The 23,372-nt window shown below is 42.3% G+C and carries 26 protein-coding genes; 23 read left to right on the top strand and 3 right to left on the bottom strand.

Annotated elements, in window-relative coordinates; translation table 11 throughout:
* Positions 1–19: 19 nt before the first annotated feature.
* From NYR25_08550 to NYR25_08490, 13 genes are all read left to right on the top strand, one after another.
* Positions 20–937, top strand: a complete 918-nt coding sequence (locus NYR25_08550; GenBank protein ID UWF33619.1) for a bifunctional glycosyltransferase family 2/GtrA family protein — start codon at positions 20–22, stop codon at positions 935–937.
* Positions 937–2,901 carry a glycosyltransferase gene (locus NYR25_08545; protein UWF33618.1) on the top strand — a complete coding sequence of 655 codons (1,965 nt, stop codon included), beginning with the start codon at positions 937–939 and terminating at the stop codon, positions 2,899–2,901. Before NYR25_08550 ends, NYR25_08545 begins: the two co-directional genes overlap by 1 nt.
* Positions 2,902–2,932: 31 nt before the next feature.
* The gene (locus NYR25_08540; protein UWF33617.1) at positions 2,933–4,789 is read left to right on the top strand and encodes an ABC transporter permease; all 1,857 of its coding nucleotides are present in this window, start codon (positions 2,933–2,935) and stop codon (positions 4,787–4,789) included.
* An 82-nt stretch (positions 4,790–4,871) separates the two neighbouring features.
* Positions 4,872–5,039, top strand: a complete 168-nt coding sequence (locus tag NYR25_08535) for a hypothetical protein (protein UWF33616.1) — start codon at positions 4,872–4,874, stop codon at positions 5,037–5,039.
* A gap of 229 nt (positions 5,040–5,268) precedes the next feature.
* Positions 5,269–6,612 carry an Nramp family divalent metal transporter gene (locus NYR25_08530; protein ID UWF33615.1) on the top strand — a complete coding sequence of 448 codons (1,344 nt, stop codon included), beginning with the start codon at positions 5,269–5,271 and terminating at the stop codon, positions 6,610–6,612.
* Positions 6,613–6,885: 273 nt separating this feature from the next.
* The gene (locus NYR25_08525; GenBank protein ID UWF33614.1) at positions 6,886–7,884 is read left to right on the top strand and encodes a substrate-binding domain-containing protein; all 999 of its coding nucleotides are present in this window, start codon (positions 6,886–6,888) and stop codon (positions 7,882–7,884) included.
* A gap of 132 nt (positions 7,885–8,016) precedes the next feature.
* On the top strand, positions 8,017–8,922 hold the full coding sequence (gene rbsK / locus NYR25_08520; GenBank protein ID UWF33613.1) for a ribokinase: 906 nt from the start codon (positions 8,017–8,019) through the stop codon (positions 8,920–8,922).
* Between the two features lie 18 nt (positions 8,923–8,940).
* On the top strand, positions 8,941–9,336 hold the full coding sequence (gene rbsD / locus NYR25_08515; protein UWF33612.1) for a D-ribose pyranase: 396 nt from the start codon (positions 8,941–8,943) through the stop codon (positions 9,334–9,336).
* Positions 9,337–9,503: 167 nt separating this feature from the next.
* On the top strand, positions 9,504–10,388 hold the full coding sequence (locus NYR25_08510; GenBank protein ID UWF33611.1) for a GRP family sugar transporter: 885 nt from the start codon (positions 9,504–9,506) through the stop codon (positions 10,386–10,388).
* Between the two features lie 296 nt (positions 10,389–10,684).
* Positions 10,685–11,848, top strand: a complete 1,164-nt coding sequence (locus NYR25_08505) for an NADH-dependent flavin oxidoreductase (protein ID UWF33610.1) — start codon at positions 10,685–10,687, stop codon at positions 11,846–11,848.
* A gap of 137 nt (positions 11,849–11,985) precedes the next feature.
* Positions 11,986–12,870 carry a LysR family transcriptional regulator gene (locus NYR25_08500; protein UWF33609.1) on the top strand — a complete coding sequence of 295 codons (885 nt, stop codon included), beginning with the start codon at positions 11,986–11,988 and terminating at the stop codon, positions 12,868–12,870.
* A 176-nt stretch (positions 12,871–13,046) separates the two neighbouring features.
* The gene (locus NYR25_08495) at positions 13,047–13,460 is read left to right on the top strand and encodes a cupin domain-containing protein (protein UWF33608.1); all 414 of its coding nucleotides are present in this window, start codon (positions 13,047–13,049) and stop codon (positions 13,458–13,460) included.
* Between the two features lie 3 nt (positions 13,461–13,463).
* Positions 13,464–13,781 (top strand): carboxymuconolactone decarboxylase family protein, encoded by a 318-nt coding sequence (locus NYR25_08490; protein UWF33607.1) that lies wholly within the window; start codon positions 13,464–13,466, stop codon positions 13,779–13,781.
* Between the two features lie 201 nt (positions 13,782–13,982).
* Here NYR25_08490 and NYR25_08485 read toward each other — a convergent pair whose 3' ends face one another.
* Positions 13,983–14,687 (bottom strand): MerR family transcriptional regulator, encoded by a 705-nt coding sequence (locus NYR25_08485; protein ID UWF33606.1) that lies wholly within the window; start codon positions 14,685–14,687, stop codon positions 13,983–13,985.
* A gap of 187 nt (positions 14,688–14,874) precedes the next feature.
* Here NYR25_08485 and NYR25_08480 point away from each other — a divergent pair, with 187 nt between their 5' ends.
* The 5 genes from NYR25_08480 to NYR25_08460 are packed head-to-tail and all read left to right on the top strand — an operon-like array spanning position 14,875 to position 18,354.
* On the top strand, positions 14,875–15,597 hold the full coding sequence (locus NYR25_08480; GenBank protein UWF33605.1) for an ABC transporter ATP-binding protein: 723 nt from the start codon (positions 14,875–14,877) through the stop codon (positions 15,595–15,597).
* Complete coding sequence (locus NYR25_08475; protein UWF33604.1) at positions 15,594–16,748, top strand: ABC transporter permease; 1,155 nt, start codon at positions 15,594–15,596, stop codon at positions 16,746–16,748. Before NYR25_08480 ends, NYR25_08475 begins: the two co-directional genes overlap by 4 nt.
* Before the next feature lie 2 nt (positions 16,749–16,750).
* The gene (locus NYR25_08470; GenBank protein ID UWF33603.1) at positions 16,751–17,383 is read left to right on the top strand and encodes a TetR/AcrR family transcriptional regulator; all 633 of its coding nucleotides are present in this window, start codon (positions 16,751–16,753) and stop codon (positions 17,381–17,383) included.
* Positions 17,384–17,404: 21 nt separating this feature from the next.
* A complete protein-coding gene (locus NYR25_08465; GenBank protein UWF33602.1) occupies positions 17,405–17,857 on the top strand; it encodes a MarR family transcriptional regulator in 453 nt (150 codons plus the stop codon).
* 11 nt (positions 17,858–17,868) lie between these two features.
* Entirely contained in the window at positions 17,869–18,354 is a 486-nt protein-coding gene (locus NYR25_08460) for a GNAT family N-acetyltransferase (GenBank protein UWF33601.1), read from the top strand.
* A gap of 39 nt (positions 18,355–18,393) precedes the next feature.
* On the opposite strand, the gene NYR25_08455 is transcribed toward NYR25_08460, so the two are convergent.
* The gene (locus NYR25_08455) at positions 18,394–18,804 is read right to left on the bottom strand and encodes a peptide deformylase (protein ID UWF33600.1); all 411 of its coding nucleotides are present in this window, start codon (positions 18,802–18,804) and stop codon (positions 18,394–18,396) included.
* 214 nt (positions 18,805–19,018) lie between these two features.
* Here NYR25_08455 and pyrF point away from each other — a divergent pair, with 214 nt between their 5' ends.
* The gene (pyrF, locus tag NYR25_08450) at positions 19,019–19,732 is read left to right on the top strand and encodes an orotidine-5'-phosphate decarboxylase (GenBank protein ID UWF33599.1); all 714 of its coding nucleotides are present in this window, start codon (positions 19,019–19,021) and stop codon (positions 19,730–19,732) included.
* 137 nt (positions 19,733–19,869) lie between these two features.
* On the opposite strand, the gene NYR25_08445 is transcribed toward pyrF, so the two are convergent.
* Entirely contained in the window at positions 19,870–20,679 is an 810-nt protein-coding gene (locus tag NYR25_08445) for an HAD-IIB family hydrolase (GenBank protein UWF34734.1), read from the bottom strand.
* A 119-nt stretch (positions 20,680–20,798) separates the two neighbouring features.
* Here NYR25_08445 and NYR25_08440 point away from each other — a divergent pair, with 119 nt between their 5' ends.
* From NYR25_08440 to amaP, 4 genes are all read left to right on the top strand, one after another.
* Entirely contained in the window at positions 20,799–20,924 is a 126-nt protein-coding gene (locus tag NYR25_08440) for a hypothetical protein (protein UWF33598.1), read from the top strand.
* A gap of 230 nt (positions 20,925–21,154) precedes the next feature.
* A complete protein-coding gene (locus NYR25_08435) occupies positions 21,155–22,111 on the top strand; it encodes an aldo/keto reductase (GenBank protein ID UWF33597.1) in 957 nt (318 codons plus the stop codon).
* Between the two features lie 440 nt (positions 22,112–22,551).
* Entirely contained in the window at positions 22,552–22,806 is a 255-nt protein-coding gene (locus tag NYR25_08430; GenBank protein ID UWF33596.1) for a GlsB/YeaQ/YmgE family stress response membrane protein, read from the top strand.
* A 10-nt stretch (positions 22,807–22,816) separates the two neighbouring features.
* A complete protein-coding gene (amaP, locus tag NYR25_08425) occupies positions 22,817–23,362 on the top strand; it encodes an alkaline shock response membrane anchor protein AmaP (protein UWF33595.1) in 546 nt (181 codons plus the stop codon).
* Positions 23,363–23,372 lie beyond the last annotated feature (10 nt).

The following is a 23,372-nucleotide window of genomic DNA, read 5'->3' as shown; positions in this document are numbered from 1 at the left end:
TTTTCAACATCTGGAAAATATGGAAGACAAACGTATTCATATATTACACCATGAGGTTAATCGGGGAAAGGGCGCCGCTTTAAAGACGGGTTTCAAATACATTTTGGAAAATTTTCCGCAAATCCAAGGAGTTGCAACTATGGATGCGGATGGTCAGCATACTGTTGAAGCTCTAGCGGCTTGCGTTAACCAATTTGAAAAGCACCCGCATGATTTGATTATTGGAGCGCGTCAATTTACTAATCAAATTCCGTGGCGTAGCCAGTTTGGAAACGTGCTGACGCGCAAGTTAGTGCGTATGCTTACTCGGCAAAACATTTCAGATACGCAAACGGGACTCCGGGTGATTCCACGAAGTTACGTGAGGCAATTGCTTAAATTTCCTGGGGAACGGTTCGAGTTTGAATTTGACATGTTGCTACGAGCGCGGAAGTTCCAGGTTAAGATTACTGAACAACCGATTCCTACGATTTATTTAGATGGAAATAAATCATCACACTTCCGGGTGGTCCGCGATTCCATTGCAATTTATGCGCGTTTTCTAAAATTTGCGATGAGCGGATTAATTTCTTTTCTCGTTGATGTGGGTTTATTTGAGCTGATAATCGTTTTGATGGGAAAAGAGTTGCCTGGGGAACGAATTCTCGTGGCCACGATCGTTTCGCGGTTGTTATCTGCAGTAGTTAATTACACGTTGAATCACCGGGTGGTCTTTGGCAAACAAGGACGGCAGACCATTATCAAATACGGAGTGTTATTCATCGTTCAAATGTTTGCATCGGGCTGGTTGACCGATTTAGTTACCGGATGGCTCCCGCATAGTCAGGGGAGCATCGCGCCGCTAATTGCCAAAATTTTGGTCGACTTTACGTTATTTATTATCAGTTATCAAATCCAGCGTGATTTGATTTTTAAGGAAAAACAGGGGGCGGACTAATGCCAAAAATCAAGAAAATTAGTTACGTTTTAGCGATTGTTTTATCCGTTTTATACCTGCTGTGGCGGGTGTTTTTTACGATTCCATGGCATGCCCACCTTTTTACGCTGATTTTCGCGTTAATGTTGGTTGGTAGTGAGATCGTTTCTAATTTCACGGCGTACGTACTAATTGCTTTTCGGTTGATTCGCCAAAAGAAGCCGGTTGATTTCAAAATTCCGGATTTCGATGCTGAGCAACCAGTTCCGGCTATTGACGTAATTATCGTGACCCACAACGAAGAAGTGGCTTTGCTACGTAAAACCGTGAACGCGGCAAAGTTTATGAAATATCCTGATCCTAAGCTGGTTAACGTGGTAATCGCCGATGATGGAAACCGACCGGAAGTTCGCCAGCTAGCTAAGGAATACCGCGTTAATTACGTTACGATGGAGGAAAATAAACACGCTAAGGCGGGCAACATCAATAATGCGTTGGCTCAGCTTCATGCACCGCTATTTGCAATTTTTGATGCAGATATGGTTCCTTTTTCTAACTTTTTGATGGAGAGTGTCCCGTTTTTTACGGAAAATTTTGCTGAGTTGCAGGCGGATCCGGACCATACCGTACCACTAGGCTTTGTGCAGACGCCGCAAAGCTTTTATAACGCGGATATTTTCCAGTTTAACCTCTTTTTACAAGACGCAGTGGTTAACGAACAAGACTTTTTCTCACGCGACGTTAACGTTTTAAATGGTGCTAACGGACACGCCCTATTCACTGGTTCTAACGCAGTTTTCTTACGCGAAGCGGTTGATAAAGTGGGGGGATTTCCCACTGATACGATTACGGAAGATTTTGAACTTGGGACCAAAATTAATAGTGAGGGTTATAAGAGCTTAGCAACGGTAGAGCCTGTATCAAGTGGTATTACCCCAGTAGATATGAAAAGCGTTATTAAACAACGGACACGTTGGGCGCGGGGAGTAATTCAAAGCTGTCGTAATCTCCACATCTTTTTAAACCCCAAAATTAATTTGATTAATCGAATTATCTTAATTAATACTTGGCTCTACTGGTGGTCATTTTTGCGTCGGTTAATTTATATTGCGGCCCCCATTTTATACGCCCTTTTTAAAGTACAGGTCGTTAACGCTAATTTCTGGGTGCTCATGATTGTTTGGGCACCAGGTTACTTCTTACTCCACTTTGTTCTGGGAGATGCTTCTAGCAACATTCGTAACGAACGGTGGGGAGAAATTCAAGAAACTTTTTTTGCTCCTTACCTATTTTTGCCCGTTTTGCTTGAATCGATTGGGATTCACGCAAAGAAATTCAAGGTTACGGATAAAAAGGTTCAATTTTCTTGGCGTGATAAGTTGTACATTATTCCATACCTAATTTTGTGGTCGCTGACCTTGATTGCGATCATTAAGTTTAATTGGGGAAAATGGGGTTCAGAAATTATTGTAGGAAGCGTAATTACTTTCTGGTTGGTAATGCACTTTATTAACCTCAGTTTCTGTCTGTTTATTTCTATGAAACGCGATATTCATCGTCGTAGCGAACGATTTATTCGCCACGCTAAGGGCCAGTTACGGCTAGCAAATGGTAAATGGGCGGACTTTAAGACGCGCGACGTTTCCGATGGCGGTTTTTCGTTTGAACTCGCAAATGATCAAGACCAGCTAGAGATGGGGACAGAAACGACGGGAATAATTTACTACAAAAATTATCCAATTCATTTTAAAAGTAAAGTTGTGCGGGTAGTTGATACTGAGCCAAAATGGTACGGAGTGACCATAAGTATTGACGACCGGAAGGATCAGGATTACTACCTAGAACTCACGTACGACGGAGAAAATAAATTCCTTTCTAAAGAGCAAGACAATTGGCTAACGCCATTCGATCAGCTGCATTTAAACGTGATTTTGCGGTTAAAGGAGCTCGAGCGATCAGCGACGCGCTTTATGCGGCGGTCGTAATGCTTAGTATAGAAATGTAGGTAATGAAAAAATGTCATTTTTTGGTTTAATCGTTTTTGTAATGGCCCAGTTTGGATACACGGGCTTGATCCGGATGACCGGAGTGAACAAGTACATGTCGTGGATTACGGCGATGGTTGTGCAAACGCTGGTGCTGTACTTTCTGGCGATGTTAAACTTACTGGAGTTTGGCCTCAAAGCCGTCGTAATTGTAGGATGCATTGGTCTGGTTGTGCGGGTCGGGCTAATTAGCTTTAACCGGGGAAAACTCCCTTTTGAAGGGATCCATTACTTTGACTTTTGGATGCTGATTTTGGGAATTATGATGGGACGAATTTTATATTTCAGTCCGCTAATTCATTATGATAATTATTCTCACTGGGCGGTAATGGTTAAGTTTCTACTATTTCAGGGACATTTACCAGGCAGTGGGGAAACCTTGATTTCATTTACTTCTTACCCACCAGCTGCGGCGCTATGGATCACTGAATTTGTTAGTTGGGTTGGCTTTAGCGAAGGAGCCATGTTGGTGGGCCAGTTTCTATTGATTTGGGCCGGCTTATACGCACTTTTTGCTGCATTGCGGGACCGTAGCCGTACCATGACGGCCTTTTTTCTGTGTTTTATCATTGCCATTAGCAACGTTTTTAACATCGCGATTCGGATGAATAATCTTTTAGTAGATTTTGTGTTGCCAGTTGTTGCAGCAGCGGCCTTTGCGGGGATTTACTCGTACCGGCATCACCCGGGGCTGCAATGTGTAACTGCCGGAATTTTTAGTGCCGAATTATTGTTGATTAAAAATTCAGGAACGATGTACGTAGTGATGATTGGTTGCTATTTGTTGTACTCGTTAACAACTAACGCAACGTTTGGCAAGCGTTGGCGGCGCCTTCGATTTGCTTCGTGGCGAATGGTGCTCACCATGGGACTTAGTTATTTACCATTTTTTTGGTGGAACCAACACGTTCACAACACTTTCCGCGTGGTTACTAAGCACCAGATCAGTGCTCAAGCTTACCAAAGTCAGTTAAATCACGAAAGCTCTACCGTAATGGGAGAAATCAGCCACCATTTTCTCCACCAGATCCTAACACTCAATTCGCTTTCTACAAGGGGCGTTTTGCTAATTAACGTTGGAGTGGTTGTAGCGTGGGTAATAATTAGACTATTTTTACACAAACGAAATTCATTATTAAAAGTTCTCTTAGCAATCGATCTTAGTTTTATAGTTTATTACGTTAGCGTATTGGCCATGTACCTCGTTTCCATGCCGTATAAAGAAGCTATTCATCTTGATGGGCTAGAACGTTACTTATCCAGCATGGTCGTATTAAACCTCTTTTTAGCTGCTTTGGCGGTGGCAGTGGCGATGGACAAGGCCATGTATGTCCAAGAAATTAAAAAACGGGGCGTTCGCTCGTTTAGTTCATTGATCACAAAAAATATTTACCAATTTACAACGTTAGCATTGATGATTTTTTCAACTATTTTGATGATTTCAGAAATTGACGGTGTGGAATACAATAACGCGCATAGTCAAGAAGAATTGCCAGTTCAATTGCCAAAAATTGCAGAGCAAACGACGAAGTATAACCACCAAAAGGTTTTGCTAGTGGACCCACACCAAGACGACGTGGCAAGTTATTATGCGGGATACGTTGGCAAATATTACTTCTTTTCGGACAACGTGGTCGCCCGCGAAAATTTCATGATGTCGCCAACGGACTTTAAAAAAATGGTTCAAAGTTACCAATATATTGCACTTCCAGAATGGCACCGGACCTTTACGGTAATGTTGCAAAAGACCTACCATCAAAATTATCGTACCGGCTTATTTCGGGTGACGCCCGAAGGACTAGTTAAAGTTAGGCAAGTTAAACCATAGGCGCTATAATTGGCTTAACGCTTAAATGTGACAGTGAGTCCTTAAATGGCTAAATTGATTAAAAATAAGTTGGGTGAATTTGATGGATTGGCGTCGTAAAATACGCGAAATACTTTTGTTTGCGCTGATTACCACGGGGATGAGCTGGTGGGTGGCGGCCTTTTTCCCTCATCAGTTTCAATTTAACTGGGGAATTATTGCCGTAGTGAACCTTATGTTTGCAATCTCTGTGTTAACCCGTAAGCGATAATTGAAGGCCACGGAACGTTGTGAAAAAAATTAAGCGCAATTGTGGTCATTTAAATAACGGTTTATGGTATAGTAGTTATGGTTTTTGAAAAGAGCACTCCGTTTTAAAAAAGAAGATATCAAAAATTGATCCATTTTTAATTCGCTGATATTAAAATGGGTCAATTTTTAGCGTGGAGAGTTTGTTTCAAGTTACCGAATTTCTAAACCAATAGAAAAGAGGGACTACAATGTCAGAAAAACTCGATGAAGTAGATAACAAGAGCTTAGATGAGATTAACGGTAGTATTAAGGTGCCAAAGAATGCCGGCTTTTTCAAAACGTTAATGGCCTATACTGGGCCGGGGATCTTAATTGCGGTTGGCTACATGGATCCAGGAAACTGGATTACGTCAATCGCGGGTGGTGCTCAATTTAAATATACGTTGCTGTCGGTTATTTTAATTTCTAGCTTGATTGCCATGCTTTTACAAGCAATGTCAGCCCGGTTAGGAATTGTTACCGGGAAGGATTTAGCGCAGCTAACCCGGGAGCGGACGAGTAAACGGGTCGGATTTTTGCTGTGGGTGGTTGCGGAATTAGCAATTATGGCGACCGACATTGCGGAAATCATTGGTTCAGGGATTGCGCTTGAACTGTTGTTCCACATTCCGCTGATTATCGGGATTTTGATTACCGCAGCGGATGTATTAATTTTGCTGTTATTAATGCGGCTGGGCTTCCGGAAAATTGAAGCGATTGTGGCTACGCTGGTAATGGTGATTTTAATTGTCTTTGCCTACGAAGTTTTCCTTTCAGATCCTAGCATTACGGGGATTATTAAGGGATACGTGCCCGCGCCAGTAATTTTGCAGAACAATTCGATGTTGTATTTATCGTTAGGGATCGTGGGGGCTACCGTAATGCCGCATGACCTCTACCTAGGATCTTCAATTTCACAAACGCGGGAAATTGACCGTCGGGATCGTAAGAACGTGGCTCAAGCAATCCGCTTTTCCACAATTGATTCCAACATGCAGTTATTCCTAGCGTTTATCGTAAACAGTTTGTTATTAATTTTAGGAGCTGCACTGTTCTACGGAACGAATAGCTCGTTAGGGCGATTCGTGGATTTATTTAACGCCCTTAGCGACAACCAAATTGTTGGGGCAATTGCTAGCCCAATGTTGAGTATGCTATTTGCGGTAGCTTTGCTCGCGTCTGGGCAAAGTTCAACGATTACCGGAACTCTATCCGGTCAGATTATCATGGAAGGCTTCATTCGCTTGAGGGTGCCCCTATGGGTTCAACGGTTAGTAACCCGGTTGCTATCGGTAGCACCGGTGTTGATTTTTGCGATTTACTATCATGGTGATGAAGCTAAGATTGAAAACCTATTGACCTTCTCCCAAGTATTTCTCAGCGTGGCGTTGCCGTTTGCGGTAATTCCGTTAGTGATGTACACCAGCAGTAAGAAATTAATGGGTGAATTTGCTAACCGCCAATGGGTGAAGTGGTGTGCTTGGATCGCCACGATTGTGCTGATTTTGCTGAACGTTTACTTGATTTTACAAACTTTAGGCATCGTTAAATGAAGTTAAAGGTGAACTTCAATTGAAGTTAAAAATTAGTTAAAAGCAGGCTGACGGCCTGCTTTTTTTGTATGGCGGGGAAGTGGCAATTTGTGAATTTTCTTTAGCCTCGAATAAAGCGACTCGGATCAACCAGGGATTAAAATTAACACGAATCCGTACCTGAATGCGAAATATGCTTATTACGAACGGGTACCCGAAAGAATTTCACACACTTGCTTTTTTTAGTGTAAACTATTCCTTAAAACAATTTACAAATTAGGTGTGGTTAGCATAATGAATAAAAAGAAAGTTACGATTAAGGACGTTGCCAAAGCTGCCGGCGTGTCCGTTACCACAGTTTCCCAATCTTTAAACGGAAATGGCTCCCGATTTTCCTCAAAAACCATTAAGCGCATTCAACGTGCTAAGGAAGAATTGGGTTACGAACCAGACTATTTTGCTCAACGAATGATTATGAAGAAAAGTAAAATGATTGGGGTCCTGGTACCAGATATTACAAATCCCTTTTTCAACGGGCTGGTTCGGGGAATCGAAAACGGTTTATACCAATATGATTTCATGACGATGCTTTGTAATGCAGATTTAGACCAGGGTAAGGAAGACCGTTACTTGACGGAGTTGACGCATCGGGGAGTGGATGGATTTATCATTGCCAGTTCGTCAATTTCTAACACGGCAATCCAAGAAATTTTACAAGGAGAGCAGTTTCCCTTTATTGTTTTAGACCAGAAAAAGTCAGAAGGAATCAGTGATGCGGTGTTGACGGATGACTTTTCCGGGGGACAACAAGCTGCCCAACATTTATGGGATTTAGGCCACCGACACGTTGCCATTGTAATGCCTAAAAACGCGACGGAAAATATTCAAAATCGGCTTCGCGGGTTTCAAACGGTTTTCGAAGAAGACCAAATTGTGCGAGTGGATGCTGAGTTATCTAAGAAGAGTGGACGCAAAGCCGCTCAAGCAGCGATTAATTCGCCCGCGACGGCAATCTTTGCGGTAAATGATCAGATTGCTTTAGGGTTATACCTCGGGCTGGCTGATCAGGGGTGCCGAATTCCTGAAGATTACAGCGTAATTGGTTACGATAACATTGATATGTGTGAATACGTGGTCCCCCAATTAACCACGATTGCCCAACCAATTTTTGAATTAGGGCAAACTACGGCTAAAATGCTGATTGAACGTATCGAAAAGCCCAATAAAAAATGGGAAGAAAAGCTGTTACCAGTACATTTAGTAAAAAGATTTTCCACAGCCCGTTTGAATTAATTTAAGCAGTGTGCTATATTTCTATTATGTCTTTAAAACGTTTTCACGTGAGGGACATTTTTATTTTTTTGCTTAGTAAAACGTTTTACCTAAAAATAAATAGCAATCTTAAACACTCGGGAGGAAAACAAGTTGAGTACGGTAACGATTATTGGAAGTATAAATTTAGATCGCACAATCCGGGTTAAGCAAATGCCTAAACCTGGTGAAACAATGCATACTAAGGAAATCTTTTCCGCTGGTGGCGGTAAAGGTGCTAACCAAGCGGTAGCTGCAAAGCGTTCCGAAGCAAAAACCAATTTTATTGGTGCGGTAGGTAACGATGATGCTGGTCGGGCAATGTTGGATTTGTTAGAACATGAAGATATTGACCTTAGTGGAGTTACGACTTTAGACAACCAAGCAACTGGCCAAGCTTACATCGTGGTTGATGACGCTGGAGAAAATGAAATTATGCTTCATGCCGGCGCTAACATGGCCTTTACCCCAGATTATGTAGCATCAAAAGCGGATGTAATTAAAAACAGTGATTTCGTTATTGCTCAATTTGAAACCGGATTAGCGGCAACGACAAAAGCTTTTGAAATCGCTCACGAAGCGGGCGTAAAAACAATTTTGAATCCGGCTCCCGCAATTGAAAAAGTGCCTGATGACTTGTTAGCTGTAACGGACATGATTATTCCAAATGAAACAGAAACTGAAATTCTTACTGGAATTGAAGTCACTGACGAAGCTAGCATGGTAAAGGCTGCTAAGGCTTTACACGACCAAGGAATTAAGGCTGTGTTAATCACTATTGGAAGTAAAGGTACTTTCTACAGTGTTAATGGTGAAACTGGAATTGTTCCAGCGTTCAAAGTAAAGGCGGTCGACACTACTTCGGCTGGGGATACTTTCATTGGCGCAATGAGCACGGTTTTAAACCCCGACTTTAGCAACCTTAAGGATGCCATCCTTTACGGTAATAAAGCATCATCATTGACGGTTCAACGCTTTGGCGCGCAACCATCGATTCCATACAAGAAAGAATTAAACTAACGAAGGGGAGCGGAAAAAATGAAAAAAACAAAAGTAATCAATTCAGATATTTCACGGGTAATTGCCCAAATGGGTCACTTTGATAAGTTAAGCATTGGTGACGCCGGTATGCCAGTACCAGCAGGAACCGAAAAAATCGACTTAGCAGTTGATAATGGAATTCCAAGCTTTACCCAAGTACTTTTGAACGTTTTAGAAGAATTAGAAGTACAACGAATTTACTTAGCGGAAGAAATCAAGACCGAAAATCCTAAGATGCTGGAAAGCATTCAAGAAATAATGCCTAACGTGCCGGTTACTTTCATTCCACACTCAGAAATGAAGCAAGACTTAAATAACTGTCGCGCCTTCATTCGGACCGGAGAAATGACGCCTTATTCAAATATCATTTTAGAAAGTGGCGTAGTATTTTAGCCAACCCTTAAGGGAATCAAGAAGTTAGGTAGTCAATATTAATAACGGTAAAAGATTTAAAACGGGCAATTAAAGGCGTATTATTAATATGTTTGGTCAACGCCATAGGGATTAACCGAGGCTGCGGAAGCAATGTTCCCAGCCTCTTTATTTAAGGGGGAAAAAGTATGAATGCAACAGCAATTTTAATCGGTCTTGGACCGTTGATTGGGTGGGGATTATTTCCTACCCTAGCATCTAAAATCGGCGGTCGCCCGGTTGATCAAATTGTCGGGACCGCTTTTGGTACTCTCATTTTTGCGTTGGTAGTCGCAATGGTGAACGGCCTAAGCTTACCTACCGGATGGAATTTGGTACTGACCATCGCTTCCGGAATTGGTTGGGCAAGTGCTGAAATTATTACGTTTAAGAGTTTTGCCATGATTGGTTCATCACGGGCTATGCCAATCACCACGGCTTTCCAGCTTTTAGGAGCTTCATTGTGGGGGGTCATCGCGCTAGGAAACTGGCCAGGAGTTACCGCTAAAATTGTTGGTGGAATTGCCCTAATTATGATTATTTTTGGTGCGTCTTTGACAGTTTGGTCAGAACACAAGACTAAGGAAAACTCTAAGTTAATTACCCAAGCAGTGGGTTGGTTAGCAGTTGGTGAAATTGGTTATTGGTTATACTCGGCTGCTCCACAGGCAACTCCGGTTGATGGGATGCACGCTTTCTTGCCACAAGCTATCGGAATGGTGATTGTGGGGGTAGTCTACGCCGTCTTCCTATCATTAAAGGGTGAAAAATCAGCGTTAACTGAAGCAGTTTCTTACAAACAAATTATTTCTGGGTTCTTCTTTGCTTTTGCAGCTTTAACGTACTTGATTTCGGCACAACCAAACATGAATGGTTTGGCAACTGGATTTATCTTGTCACAAACTTCAGTAGTTTTGGCAACCTTAACCGGAATCTGGTTCCTAGGGCAAAAGAAAACGCCTAAAGAAATGGCCGTTACGGTTGCTGGTTTAGTGCTGATCTTAGTGGCGGCAACCATTACGGTAATGATTTAATAATTAAATTGCGTACGTTGAGTTAATTAAAATACCACAAACGAAATTAAAAAAGACTTCTTAAGAATTAAAACTTCTTGAGAAGTCTTTTTTATTAGCCTTAAGGAGTAACGATGCGATTCACTTGGAAGGAAATTACCGCTATAACGACGTTGCAGTTCGGTTCAGACGTTCCGCAACTCATCCAAGTTAAGTATAAGCAATTAGTTTTGGTACGATAAGTGTTTTCGTTTGATTGGAACCGTTTTCCTAGTATACTCGTAAGTGTAAGGAATTTTTAGAAAGGAAGCGAAAAAATGGTGAGCTACAAGTTTTTACAACCATACACGTTTAAAAACGGGGTCCGGGTCAAAAATCGGGTGGTGATTCCACCAATGACAATTCAATCCAGTTTGGAAGACGGGTCGGTATCCCGGGATGACTTGTTCTACGCGGGGTTACGTGCCGGAGGAGTTGGAATGTTTATCAGTCCAGTTGCTAACGTCACTGATGACGGCAAGGGATTTGAAGGCGAACTTTCGGTTGCAGACGATCGGTTCATTCCAGGCTTAGCTAAGTTAGCCGCGGCCATGAAGAAGGGCGGTACCAAAGCAATTTTGCAGATTTTCCATGCGGGACGCATGTCCAATAGTAAAGTTTTGCGGGGAGCCCAACCGGTTAGCGCAAGTGCGATAGCTGCTCCCCGGGAAGGAATGGAAACTCCGCGGGAACTAACGGAAGTTGAAATTGAACGGATTATTAAGGCCTTTGGGGAAGCCACCCGCCGAGCGATCCAAGCCGGATTTGACGGGATAGAAATTCACGGCGCAAATACGTACTTAATCCAACAATTCTTCTCCCCACACTCCAACCGGCGAACGGATCATTGGGGTGGTTCGGTGGAAAAGCGGATGAACTTTGGATTAGCAGTTGTTCAAGCCGCACACCGAGCAGTTGCTAAGTATGCGGATAACCACTTTCTCTTGGGGTACCGGATTTCGCCTGAAGAAATTGAGGAACCAGGGATTCGGTTGGCGGACACCCTCCAATTTATTGATGAATTGGCTGATCAACCACTAGACTATCTCCACGTCTCAATGGGTAACGTATGGCGTAAATCTTTGAATGATCCTGATGAAAAACGGCCCACCATTTTACAAATTAAAAAACAGGTACGAAATCGGTTGCCAATCGTTGGGGTTGGTTCGGTAGAGACCCCGGCTGATGCAGAAAAAGTGATGGATAAAGGAATTGATTTCGTTGCTTTGGGCCGGGAATCTTTGCGAGAACCACAGTGGGTTGAGAAGGTAGAACACGGACATGAAGATGCAATTCGTTATCAAGTTGACCCCGATGCTTTGGATGAATTAGGTTTGAATCCAGCACTGAAGGACTTCTTAGGACAGATTGGGACTGATTTGCGTTTTATTGGTGCTAATCGGGACAAAAAAACCGGCGATAGCGTCGTTTTTGACCGTTAAAGTCAACAAAACTAAAAACTTCTCAAGGATTTTGAACTTCTTGGGAAGTTTTTTATTTTGCAGGCCAGAACCCCGGGTAAATTTAAGTTAAAATAAACGTGGTGAACTTCAACTTTAAAATTAATTGAGGAAAAAGTATGGAAATTCGAACGCTTAAATATTTTTGGACGATTGCTGAAGAAGGGACCATTTCTAAGGCCGCGGAAACTCTGCACATTACGCAGCCCACGCTTAGCCGGCAATTAAGGGAATTGGAAAACGAATTAGGAACGTCGCTCTTTATCCGTGGAAGGCGCAAATTGCAGTTAACTGATGCGGGACTGTTTTTGAAGACCCGTGCGGAAGAGATTCTCCAACTAACACAACAAACCAGCCTGGAATTTGAAAATCGGCGGAAACAACTATTTAGTGGTCACGTCACGATTGGCTGTGTAGAAGCCGACAATTCGGATACCCTGGCTTTAATTTTAGAAAATTTTGTGCAAGATTATCCCCAGGTAACCTTCACGATTTATAGCGGTACTAGCGATGACATCACTACTCGTCTGGATAAGGGCCTTTTGGATGTGGCGGTATTATTAAAGCCAATTGCGACCGAGAAGTATGGTGAAATCACCCTCCCCCGCACTGAAAGATGGGGACTCCTGGTCGCCGAAGATTCATTTTTAGCACAAAAGGAAGCCATCCAACCAGCGGACTTACCGGAAATTCCCCTCTTCATTGCGGGCCGTCCCGAAGTTCAACAGCTGGTTACGGAATGGAGCGGGCTTGATTACGCTCAATTAAATGTGGTGGGTAACTTCAATCTGATTTTCAACGTGTTGGCTTTAGTTAAACGACAAGTTGGGCACGTTTTTGGGATTGAGGGCGCCACTTCGCAGATTCATCCGGAAGGGGTTAAATTTTTACCGTTGCAACCGGAACTAAAAACTAATTGTGTATTAGCTTGGCGCCGGGAACGAAATTTAACTCCGGTGGTTAACGAATTTATCAATTATTTTAGGAATGCCTTTGAAGCATAGTGGTCACGAAAATAAGTATTTTACGCATATCAAAAATAGCCGTAACATTATCGATGTTGATAAGGTTACGGCTTTTTTAGGAATAAGTGCTGCTTAGCAAGCAAGTTGTCCGATTTTCTAAACGGGAGAACTCTAGACATTAAGAGCCAAGGTCGATTTTTGAAAGGATTTTAAAAATGAAAAATGAAGAAATTAAAAAAGGGGTAATTTTTCCTGCGGGTCCCAAAAACGATGCGTACGCAAAGTATTTTGTTGGGCAAAGCTATTTACAGAATTTGGTAGCTGATCCAGAAGTTAATGTAGGTGTGGGAAACGTAACTTTTGAACCAGGATGCCGTAACAATTGGCATATTCACCATGATGGTTTCCAAATTTTATTAGTTACCGGTGGTGAAGGATGGTATCAAGAAGAGGGAAAACCTGCCCAACGGCTTAAGCCTGGGGACGTGGTGGTAACCCATGACGGAATAAAACACTGGCATGGTGCAACGAAAGATAGCTGGTTTAGTCACGTTGCGATTACTGCTGGAACTCCAGAATGGTTAGAACCCGTTAGTGAACAACAATATGAAGCAATAGGGGAGGAATAAAAAATGGCAAAAAAACAAACGGCTGGGCGTGAACAACTAGGTGATTTGGCGCCTAAATTTGCCGAACTAAATGACGACGTTTTATTCGGAGAAGTTTGGTCACGAGAAAGTCAACTTTCCGCGCGCGATCGGAGCATGATTACCTGTGCAAGCTTATTAACCCAGGGGGCTTTTCCCCAATTGGAAGCCCATTTGAAAATGGCTAAAGCTAATGGGGTAACTAAAGAAGAAATGGTGGAACTAATTACCCACCTTGCGTTTTACGCGGGATGGCCCAAAGCTTGGTCGGCATTTGGGTTAGTAAAACAAATTTTTGATTAGTAAGAATAGCCTGAAACGCGGTAACTTTAAGCATCATTAAATTAAAAGTGCTTCTCAAGAACGTAATTCTTGAGAAGCACTTTTTGGTTAGGTCAGTAATTCTGCCACATGGCCTAAATTAGCTTGGCCCCTAGCTTCTTCCAATTAACCAAAGCGGGCCATTAATTTAGCTGTGCTATTGTAGCGTCTCAGAAACGCGTGCTAAATCTCCACGCAATATCCCGCGTGTTCACATTCAGGACATTTTAACCAGCGAGTTTTTGGTGAATGCTTTGCCCAGAAAAATTCACCAAAGGGTGGTCTGAAGTACGCTTTACATTGGGGGCACACGTACTCCACCGAACGATAGTACGCGAACACTGCCATCGCAACCGCTATAATAATGGGGCAGAATGCGACCAGCATTGCCCACCAATTATTATTAGTAACTCCGTACCAAATGATGATTATCTCTAAAATATCAACCAGAACCCCAAAAATAACTAGTGCGGTCCGTTTCCTGGTTAGGTTACGCCGCCGAATGGCTTCCTCAATCCCAAGGAAGGAATTGGGAGTAACGGGAATTTCGTTGGTTAACCAACGCTGTAGTTGACCAATAGTTTTCAAAGTAGCTTCGTGTTGTTTGATTTTTTGTTTCAAATGTAATTGTTCTTGGTCGAGCAATGTTTGCAGCACTTCTTCAAAATTAGGACTATTTAAAAGTTCTTTGATGTTGTTTAAAGAGAGCCCAAGTGATTTTAAGAAAGTAATTAATTCGAGCTGTTCCAACTCGTGGTCGGTGTAAACACGGCGACCGGCTTCTGAAAGTTTAGCGGGGGAGAGTAGCTGCCGCCGGTCATAATACTGGACCGTGCGGATACTTACCCCAACTTTTTTGGCTAGTTCACCAGTAGAATAGTTAGCCATTAGGATTCACCTCCATGCTTATTTATAACTAATTACGTAGGGGGATTAGCAAGAATTATTTGGTCTTTGAGTATATTTTAACTTCAATTGAAGTTAAATTCGATTGCGATTTAACTTTAAAAGTGTTAAATTGTTGCTGTGGTAAGTGAGTAGTTACTCACCTTTTTGAAAAAGGGAGGAAACCGTAATGGAAAAAGTAGTTACTTTAAAAAAAGTTGCAAAGAGTTTTGGCAAGTTACGGGTTTTAAATGACGTTAATTTCGAGATTAAGGCGGGACAAATTTTAGGGTTGATTGGTCCTTCCGGATCTGGAAAATCAACCATTATCAAGATTGCACTGGGAATGGAAAATGCTGATCAAGGAGAAGCCCAAATTTTTGGTCAACCAATGCCCAACCGGCAATTGTTAGCCAAGGTTGGTTATATGGCTCAAACGGATGCCCTATATTTGAGCTTAACGGGTCGCGAAAACTTGAAATTTTACGCCCAGATGAAGGGGATTAGTCGACATAGCATCGCTGAACAGATAACCCACGTTGTGGAAGTAGTTGCTTTAGGTGCAGCAATCGATCAGCCGGTTAAGGAATATTCAGGTGGAATGATGCGGCGCCTTTCTTTGGCAATCGCACTTTTAGGAAATCCCCAGCTTTTGGTTTTAGACGAGCCTACCGTAGGAATCGACCCCGCTCTCCGAAGGCAAATTTGGCGGGAGTTAAAGCGGATTAAAGAGACGGGACGCAGTATTTTAATTACTACGCACGTAATGGACGAAGCGGAGCAAGTTGATCAAGTGGCACTGATCCTAAATGGCGACGTAATTGCCCTTGATACTCCGGATGCTCTCGAACGACGGTATCAGGTTTCAACAATTGAAGATGTATTTTTGAAAGCTGAGGGGGCGCAATCATGACACGTATTTTAGCAATTAGCCAGCGGGTTTTGAAGGAATTGTTTAGGGATAAACGGACGCTAGCGCTAATGTTTTTGGCGCCCATTTTGATTTTAGTATTATTGAGTCTCATTTTTAATAACAACGCGTCGACCAAAGTTAACGTAGCAACCGTAGGAGTGACTAAAGCGGTGAATCAAGATTTAGAAGCTGTCAAACACGTCAAAGTGATGCGATACAAGAGCCAGGCTACGGCACGTAAAGCTTTGAACGAGCAACAGGTGGACGCAATTATAAAAAAGTCGGGAGCAAATTACACCGTTACGCACGCAAACACCGACGCCACTAAAACTTCGGTAGTTAAGATGGCTTTCAATAATGTTAGAACCATGGAAACCATGCAAAAAATGCGGGGAAGATTGCAACAAATTATGTTGACCAACGCTAAACTCCAAGCAAAGTTGGCCCAAGTTACGCATCACGCACCGCAAGCTAAAGGAGGGGCATTGCAAAATAAAAGTATATCTAACGGGAAGGTTACTAGCCATTACGTTTACGGTGATAAGAACACCAATTTTTTCGATAAGATTTTACCAATTTTGATGGGATTTTTTGTCTTCTTCTTCGTTTTTTTAGTCTCGGGAATGGCACTTTTAAAAGAACGGACTAGCGGAACTTTGGATCGACTGTTGGCAACGCCCGTTAAACGTAGCGAAATTGTCCTTGGTTACATGATTAGTTATGGAATCATTGCGATCTTACAAACCGTGGTAATCGTTTTAGTAACGATTCAGCTTTTGGGAGCCGAAGTGGTGGGCAACGTGCTCAATATTATTGTGGTTAACTTACTCTTAGCGTTAGTTGCGTTAGCTTTCGGTATTTTATTGTCTACGTTTGCTAACTCTGAATTTCAAATGATGCAATTTATTCCCATCGTGGTGGTTCCCCAAGTCTTTTTTGCGGGGATTATCCCACTGGATACAATGGCAGACTGGGTACAAAAAATTTCGTACGTGATGCCCCTTAAATATGCTGGAGATGCGGTTACTGATATCATGATGTACGGCACGAATTTATTAAAATTGGGTGGCGACCTTGGTATATTGTTAGGATTTCTTGTAGTATTAACTATGTTAAATATTGCCGGGTTACGGCGTTATCGAAAGGTATAAAGATGGACGGAAGAGTATTTGATAATTATAAAAATTGGCTGTTGGAACAAGCTATGCCAAAGGGAAAGCGAAATTCTTTGCTGGCCGCGCTAGATTTATTTGCGAAGTACGGCTACGACGGGACCTCGACGGCACAAGTGGCGGCTGCCGCCGGGGTGAGCCAGGCGACGATTTTTAAGTATTTTAAAACTAAGCAAGACTTGCTGAAAGCAATCATCAAACCAGTATTAGAAAACTTTTTTCCCGTTTATCGTGACGACTTATTAGCGGAATTAAGGCGCTATAATTCTCTTGAAGAATTGGTTCATTTTCTAGTACGGGACCGGTACCGTTTTATGGTGGAAAATGGGGATGCGGCCATGATTTTGTTAACGGAAGTGTTCACAAACGAAGAGGTTCGAAAATTATTTATTGCTGCGGTAAACAACCCGGAACATTCGTTAGTGCAAGGGTTAAACCAAGCACTGCAGCAAACTGGCGAAGTACGTCCGGAGCTTGATGCTGCAGCGGTGGTGCGAACGATTATTGGGCAATTAGCGGTTTACTTTTTACAACAGCGTTTTGCCGGTAACGGAAACGAAGCGACCGACTTGAAGCTGATTGAAGGTCAAATTGTGCGGGCTTTACGCAAATAAGGATTACGGAGAGGAAAACGAATGGAAGATATTTTACGAATCATTGGATCAATTGCACGAGAATTAGATTCAATTGCTAACGTAGAATTCAAGGAAATTGCCCTTACTAAGGGGCAATTTTTGTACCTAGCGCGGGTTTGCGAAAATCCCGGAATCATCCAAAGAGAACTAGCTGAACTTCTGCGTGTCGATCGAACCACGGCCGCCCGGGCCTTACGGAAATTAGAGGAGCAAGGCTTGATTAGTCGACGGTTTGCGGCGGACAACCAAAAGATTAAGCGGCTATACCCAACTGAAAAAGGGCGGGACGTTTACCCCATCATTAAGCGGGAAAATGAATATTCCAACGCGACTGCCTTGCGGGGACTCTCCGAAGCGGAGGTTAAACAAGTTCGCAACTTATTATTACGGGTCGAAAAAAATGTTAACGAAGACTGGCATTACGTTAAGAGTGGCCATCATCGTGATTATTGAGGTGAATTTGAATGACAATTGAAGTTCAACCAATCCGAGAAGCGGACTTAGCTAACTTGCGTAGGGTTAGTATCGAAACCTTTGAAGCAACTTTCGGACCATACAATGAAGAAGCGGATTTGCAGCAGCACTACCAGCGAGCTTATAACGTCGACCAACTCCGACAAGAATTATTAACGCCAAATTCCCGTTTCTTTTTCGCAAAGGTTGATGGTGAAGTCGCCGGATATCTGAAAACCAATGTGGGAGACGCGCAGTCTGAAGCAATGGGAACCCAAACCTTAGAAGTTGAACGAATTTACGTCCGCCCGAAATTTCAACGGCAGGGAATCGGTACCCGCCTGATTAAAAAGGCAGTTCAACTGGCTCAAGCAGCGCATAAATCTCAAATATGGCTAGGGGTTTGGGAAAATAATAAAAAAGCCCAACGTTTCTATGAAACGCAGGGTTTTAAACAGGTTGGTGACCATCGGTTTCGGCTGGGAAAAGCGATGTAACGCGATTTGATTTTAATGAAAAGACTAAACAAAGAAACTTTAAATTAAGATTCCTGCACAGTGATCGACTTCATGTTGAATAATCTCCGCAATCCAACCGCTGAAGTGTTGGGTTTGTTTTTTGAAGTTCAAATCTTGGTATTGAACTTCAATTTCTTTATAACGGGTAGTCTCCCGTTCGCCGGATAATGAAAGGCAGCCTTCCTTAACTTGGTAAGGGTGGCTTTTTTTGGTTAATTTGGGATTTAGCATGGCGATGTTCATCACGCCAATGGATACGGCAATGATTTGTTTTTGAACCCCAATCATGTTGGCAGCTAATCCCACCGCGCGGTCGGCGTTAGCGGTTAAAGTGTCCACAAGGTCTAATGCCGTAGGTAAATCAGCTCTAGTTGCCGGGGCGGACTTTTGGGATAAGAAATGTTGGTCGTGAATAATATTTTTTTGCATAGGTACTCCTTAGATAACGTTTTAACCATTCTACCACCCTTGACTTTAGGGTGGGAAGCTCGTAGGATTAATAAAAAAATTAACGAATCGCTTTAAATCAATTCTGTGAGGTTGATAAGCACATCTACATCGCGATAACGATGGAAATTTAAGGTACTTGGTTATCTTAAATACCTTGGCCTTTGGTGGAGCGGTTCAGTAAGGAGCCAAAATCATGAAAACACCGGTAATGATTGCGTTGGATTTTGAAAGTGGAGAAGAGTTACAAAGCTTTTTAAAGCAGTTTCCATCCCACCTGAAGTTAACCGTAAAGATTGGTATGGAGCTGTTTTATGGGCAGGGACCCCAAATCGTACAAGACTTACGCCAAAAGGGCCACGCCGTTTTTCTAGACTTAAAGCTGCATGATATTCCCAATACCGTAGAAAAGGCCATGTTTCAATTGGGAAAGTTAGGTATCCAATATACTACCGTGCATGCGTTGGGTGGCAAGCCCATGATTCAGGCGGCTAAACGTGGACTAATGGCTGGTGCGCGAGCAGCTAAAGTTCCGGCGCCTAAGTTGCTGGCGGTGACGGAACTTACTTCCATTTCAGAACGACAATTACAAGAAGAACAAAACGTTCCTCTGAAAATGGAGGAACAGGTACAAAAGTTGGCCCAACTTGCGCAAAATGCGGGGGCCGATGGCATAATCTGTTCACCACACGAAGTCGCTCAATTAAAACCGCTACTACCAGCGGACTTTTTATTCGTCACGCCTGGAATTAGGATGGCTAACGCGCAAAAAGATGATCAGCAGCGCGTCATGACCCCAGTGGAAGCCCAACAGGCGGGGAGCTCTGCCTTAGTAATTGGCCGACCGATAACTAAGGCAGATGATCCGGTGGTGGCGTACCAAAAAATTGTCGAAAGCATGCAAGTTTAAAATGCTTCGCTGTGAAATTTACAAATTTGGTGGCACATGAAAAACAAGTGAGCAAGCTTTAAACTGCGTAGCTGCAATAATTTAAGCTGAGAACAAAGAAAATAGAGGTTGGAAATTTCCAGCCTCTATTTGTATTTTTATAGTAAATTTTCAATGACGTCTAAAACACCGTCATGATCGTTATCAAACCGAGTTTGATGGTTGGTGACTTCTTTGACGATTGGGTAACCACTTTTCATTGCGTAACCGTTAGGAGTCATTTGAAGCATTTTAAGATCGTTTTCGTTGTCGCCAAACGTAACTAATTCGGCAGGCTTAACTTGATAAGTAGTCATTAAGTGTTGTAAAGCACTAGCTTTATCAACGTGGCTGAATCCAATCAGCTCGGTATTAAAGCCCGAACTCAAACTAGTTAATTGAGGGTCTAGCTTTTGACGTAAGTGTTGGATTTTACCCGATAAATTGGCGTCGTCCGCAAAACTAACCGCAATTTTTACGATCGGGTCGGTAATGCCAGTTTGCGCGAAGTCCCGTAAATTCTTAACTAACCGAATTTCCTTATAAAATTTGTGCAGGAAGTCGACGATTTCTTGCGGAGTAGATTCGTCAATATATGAGCTAGTTAACCCACAAACGTTAATCATTACCTCATCATCGCTAAAGTTTTGAAAAATGGTATCGATAGTTTGTTGAACTAGTGCGATAGGCAATTGTGCAACATCTAAGAGCTGATCACCCGAATAGATAATCGACCCGTTTTGCGAAATAAAATCCATTTCTTGGGCGTAAGGAGCAAATAAAGCCCGTAAACGTTCATGTTGGGAGCCACTAGCTGCCACGAAATGAATTTTTTGGCGTTGCATTTCAGCAAAAAGCTGCTTAAAGCGTTCTTTATTGTAAGTGTTTTGATTATTGAGAAAGGTTTGATCCATATCCGTCGCAATCATCTTTATCACGATTGTCACCTAATTTCTAAAAGTTATATACTTAGTTTAAATCAATTCTTCAGCAATAGTAAAGCTGATTTATAACTGATTTACTTGGATAACGGAAAGGAATTTAAAATATGAAAAAAAGTAACTCTGCTAAGGGAATTGGCGTTTTAGAAATCGTTGGGGGTTCGCTTAACCTCGTAGGTGGTGCACTAATTTTAGCTGCGGGAATTGTTAAATTAACTAACCCACGTAAATGATTTTTGTGGTTTAATATAAATATAGGTAATATTCAATAACGTGCATTCTGAATGTTGCCATTCAGTATATTAAGTGTTAGTATGATGTCAAAGAACGCTAAAGTGGATAGAAAAGCTGTTAAATTTATGGGTTGTGCTGGGTAATGACTTCTGAATTTATTGGTTTATTGTTCTAAAACTGCTTTGGCGTTTATACGTAACCATATCCAAAGTAGAGGAAGGTGTCGCTTATGGCATTAACTGAGCTAGTGAACGGAACTAAACTACCAAAACAAGTAATCAGCACAGCATTAGGGGTTAGTCGCCTTCATGATGCACTTTGGCAAGGTTATCGTCATTTTTATGAAGAAATTAAGGATTCTGACGACAACGATGACGATCCCTACGCTCATTTTCCAATGACTAAGGAGCCTCATGGTGACATCGAAGCAACTTTAAAAATGTATCGACAGCCCAAGCTAAAGCGCAAAGATTTATATATTACGGTTAATTTTGCAAAAAAAATTGGGGATGTGTCTTCGTTTGAGGAAGCAATTGACGACGCCTTCCAAACAATGAAGTTTGATTATTTCGATGCTTTGTTGCTGGATCAGACGGTTTTTGACGAGGACTACCAGTTGATGGGAGAAATATGGCATTCTTTAGAAAAAATGTATGATAAGGGATGCGTTGGGGCGCTAGGTGTCGCTAACTTTAGTATCGAGCAGGTTGAAAAGCTAAAGCGGAACGCTAAGGTTGCTCCGATGATTTTTAAAACTGGATATTTTCCGACGTCGTTAAACGACCAGATTTTTGATTATTGTCAGCAAAACCAATTGCAGGTGATGGCTGATTTTCCGTTTCTTGATTATAGTTTCATTGATTTACCTACCATGGGTAAAATTGCTTCTAAGTATCAGGTTGAAAGTGATGAATTGATGTGCCAATACGCTAAACAACGGCACGTTATGCCCATTATTAAAAAATTCTGGGCAATTAACGCCCGCAATCCTCAGGAGCAAAATTATAAAATCACGATTAATGATTTGCACCGTCTAGAAAAGTTAGACAACGCCGGCAATGAGGATTGGCTGCCCCTTAAAGACTACGGGATTTTCAAAATTTTCCAATCTCGGGCAATTGACCACGATCGGATGGAAAGAAGTGGCGAAGAACACTATTCAGGTTTTCCGCCGTTTGTTTTTTAGGATTTCGCGTACCAGACCAAGAAAACGTTTTCTTGGTCTTTTTTTATTGCTTAAAATTGGCGGCCGCAGTTTCTTGTAGTTCATCAAATGCATACCTCAATTGCCCCATTGCTCGCATTCAAGTAGCAAACGTTGATAGTTGCGCGCTTTTACCGCAAAGGCAAAATGTACAGAGTGATCCGGCTCATTTCGGATAAACAAATTAAGGTATCAATCGCTTAACCCGGTGCTTAATGCCTTGATTCCGTGGTTTTCGCGAGCTTCCCGGATTACATCACTTACTACAATCCTTCCTATATTACTATTCTCCCTTACAAATAAGTAATTAATTCCATAAGCATATTCTTTGTTGAAGCGTATTCACCTATGCTATCTTAATGATGAACCAATGAACGAAGGGTTCGTTGGTCAATCTTTAGATTACGAGAGGAGTGTTTGTTATGTTGGGATGGATTTGGTCATTAATTATTGGTGGTATCATCGGTGCAATCGCCGGGGCACTTACAAGTCGTGATTTACCAGCAGGCTGGCTTGGTAACATCGTTGCTGGTTTAGTCGGAGCTTGGTTAGGACAAAGCTTACTAGGTTCATGGGGACCTTCCTTAGCTGGAATGGCATTGATTCCGTCAATCCTCGGTGCAGTAATTTTAGTAGTGATTGTCTCGATAATCTTCGGCATGCGCAAGAAGGGTTAGGGGTGATTTCATGAATCGAACCAGTAAATCTTTATTGAGTTTGATGGCAGTAATCACGTTGCTTCTAACTTTATGGTTTATCGCAACGGAAGTTTACATTCCGTATCTAACCGATTTCTTTGAAACGTTGAGAGCGTCTAATGCACAGGTGATGGAAGTTATCGCAATTGTCTTTAGCATAATGGTTGCCTTGTTTGCGTTAGTAATGCTTGGAATTGCATTAATGAGTCGGACAAGTGAGAAAGATTTGAAGTTGCAGGATGGACATGGCAATTTAACCGTTCCAAAGAAATCGATGGAACAAATTATTAATAAGGCAGTCGCTGAAGACCATCACGTAGGTAACATTGATACCAAGGTGCGGGTTCGCAGCAAGGACCACTTGCAAGCGAAGGTCAGCGTAGAAGATCTATCCAATGACAACTACCGGGTCAATGCACGAGATATTCAACGTTCAGTACAAGAGAGTGTGCAACGCCACCTGGGAATGAAGAGTGACGTTAAGGTCCAAATCATTCCGCGGCAACACTCGAAGAAGTCACTGAAGGTCGTTTAGAAAGGCGGGA

It is taken from the genome of Pediococcus acidilactici (assembly GCA_024970065.1).
Taxonomy (GTDB): Bacteria; Bacillota; Bacilli; order Lactobacillales; family Lactobacillaceae; genus Pediococcus; species Pediococcus acidilactici_A.
Note: the sequence above shows the minus strand (reverse complement) of the source record. Positions and strands in the feature narration are given on the sequence as shown.

Bases quoted from the DNA above. Each gene is read 5' to 3' on its own strand.
- NYR25_08485 (UWF33606.1), bottom strand. From the start codon at position 14,687: ATGGCTAACTATTCTACTGGTGAACTAGCCAAAAAAGTTGGGGTAAGT.
- NYR25_08550 (UWF33619.1), top strand. From the start codon at position 20: ATGGAAGACAAACGTATTCATATATTACACCATGAGGTTAATCGGGGA.
- NYR25_08455 (UWF33600.1), bottom strand. From the start codon at position 18,804: ATGCAAAAAAATATTATTCACGACCAACATTTCTTATCCCAAAAGTCC.
- rbsD (UWF33612.1), top strand. From the start codon at position 8,941: ATGAAAAAAACAAAAGTAATCAATTCAGATATTTCACGGGTAATTGCC.
- NYR25_08500 (UWF33609.1), top strand. From the start codon at position 11,986: ATGGAAATTCGAACGCTTAAATATTTTTGGACGATTGCTGAAGAAGGG.
- NYR25_08470 (UWF33603.1), top strand. From the start codon at position 16,751: ATGGACGGAAGAGTATTTGATAATTATAAAAATTGGCTGTTGGAACAA.
- NYR25_08435 (UWF33597.1), top strand. From the start codon at position 21,155: ATGGCATTAACTGAGCTAGTGAACGGAACTAAACTACCAAAACAAGTA.
- NYR25_08530 (UWF33615.1), top strand. From the start codon at position 5,269: ATGTCAGAAAAACTCGATGAAGTAGATAACAAGAGCTTAGATGAGATT.
- NYR25_08430 (UWF33596.1), top strand. From the start codon at position 22,552: ATGTTGGGATGGATTTGGTCATTAATTATTGGTGGTATCATCGGTGCA.
- NYR25_08465 (UWF33602.1), top strand. From the start codon at position 17,405: ATGGAAGATATTTTACGAATCATTGGATCAATTGCACGAGAATTAGAT.
- NYR25_08480 (UWF33605.1), top strand. From the start codon at position 14,875: ATGGAAAAAGTAGTTACTTTAAAAAAAGTTGCAAAGAGTTTTGGCAAG.
- NYR25_08540 (UWF33617.1), top strand. From the start codon at position 2,933: ATGTCATTTTTTGGTTTAATCGTTTTTGTAATGGCCCAGTTTGGATAC.
- NYR25_08490 (UWF33607.1), top strand. From the start codon at position 13,464: ATGGCAAAAAAACAAACGGCTGGGCGTGAACAACTAGGTGATTTGGCG.
- NYR25_08510 (UWF33611.1), top strand. From the start codon at position 9,504: ATGAATGCAACAGCAATTTTAATCGGTCTTGGACCGTTGATTGGGTGG.
- NYR25_08545 (UWF33618.1), top strand. From the start codon at position 937: ATGCCAAAAATCAAGAAAATTAGTTACGTTTTAGCGATTGTTTTATCC.
- NYR25_08440 (UWF33598.1), top strand. From the start codon at position 20,799: ATGAAAAAAAGTAACTCTGCTAAGGGAATTGGCGTTTTAGAAATCGTT.
- NYR25_08505 (UWF33610.1), top strand. From the start codon at position 10,685: ATGGTGAGCTACAAGTTTTTACAACCATACACGTTTAAAAACGGGGTC.
- NYR25_08535 (UWF33616.1), top strand. From the start codon at position 4,872: ATGGATTGGCGTCGTAAAATACGCGAAATACTTTTGTTTGCGCTGATT.
- NYR25_08495 (UWF33608.1), top strand. From the start codon at position 13,047: ATGAAAAATGAAGAAATTAAAAAAGGGGTAATTTTTCCTGCGGGTCCC.
- pyrF (UWF33599.1), top strand. From the start codon at position 19,019: ATGAAAACACCGGTAATGATTGCGTTGGATTTTGAAAGTGGAGAAGAG.
- NYR25_08460 (UWF33601.1), top strand. From the start codon at position 17,869: ATGACAATTGAAGTTCAACCAATCCGAGAAGCGGACTTAGCTAACTTG.
- amaP (UWF33595.1), top strand. From the start codon at position 22,817: ATGAATCGAACCAGTAAATCTTTATTGAGTTTGATGGCAGTAATCACG.
- NYR25_08525 (UWF33614.1), top strand. From the start codon at position 6,886: ATGAATAAAAAGAAAGTTACGATTAAGGACGTTGCCAAAGCTGCCGGC.
- NYR25_08445 (UWF34734.1), bottom strand. From the start codon at position 20,679: ATGATTGCGACGGATATGGATCAAACCTTTCTCAATAATCAAAACACT.
- NYR25_08475 (UWF33604.1), top strand. From the start codon at position 15,594: ATGACACGTATTTTAGCAATTAGCCAGCGGGTTTTGAAGGAATTGTTT.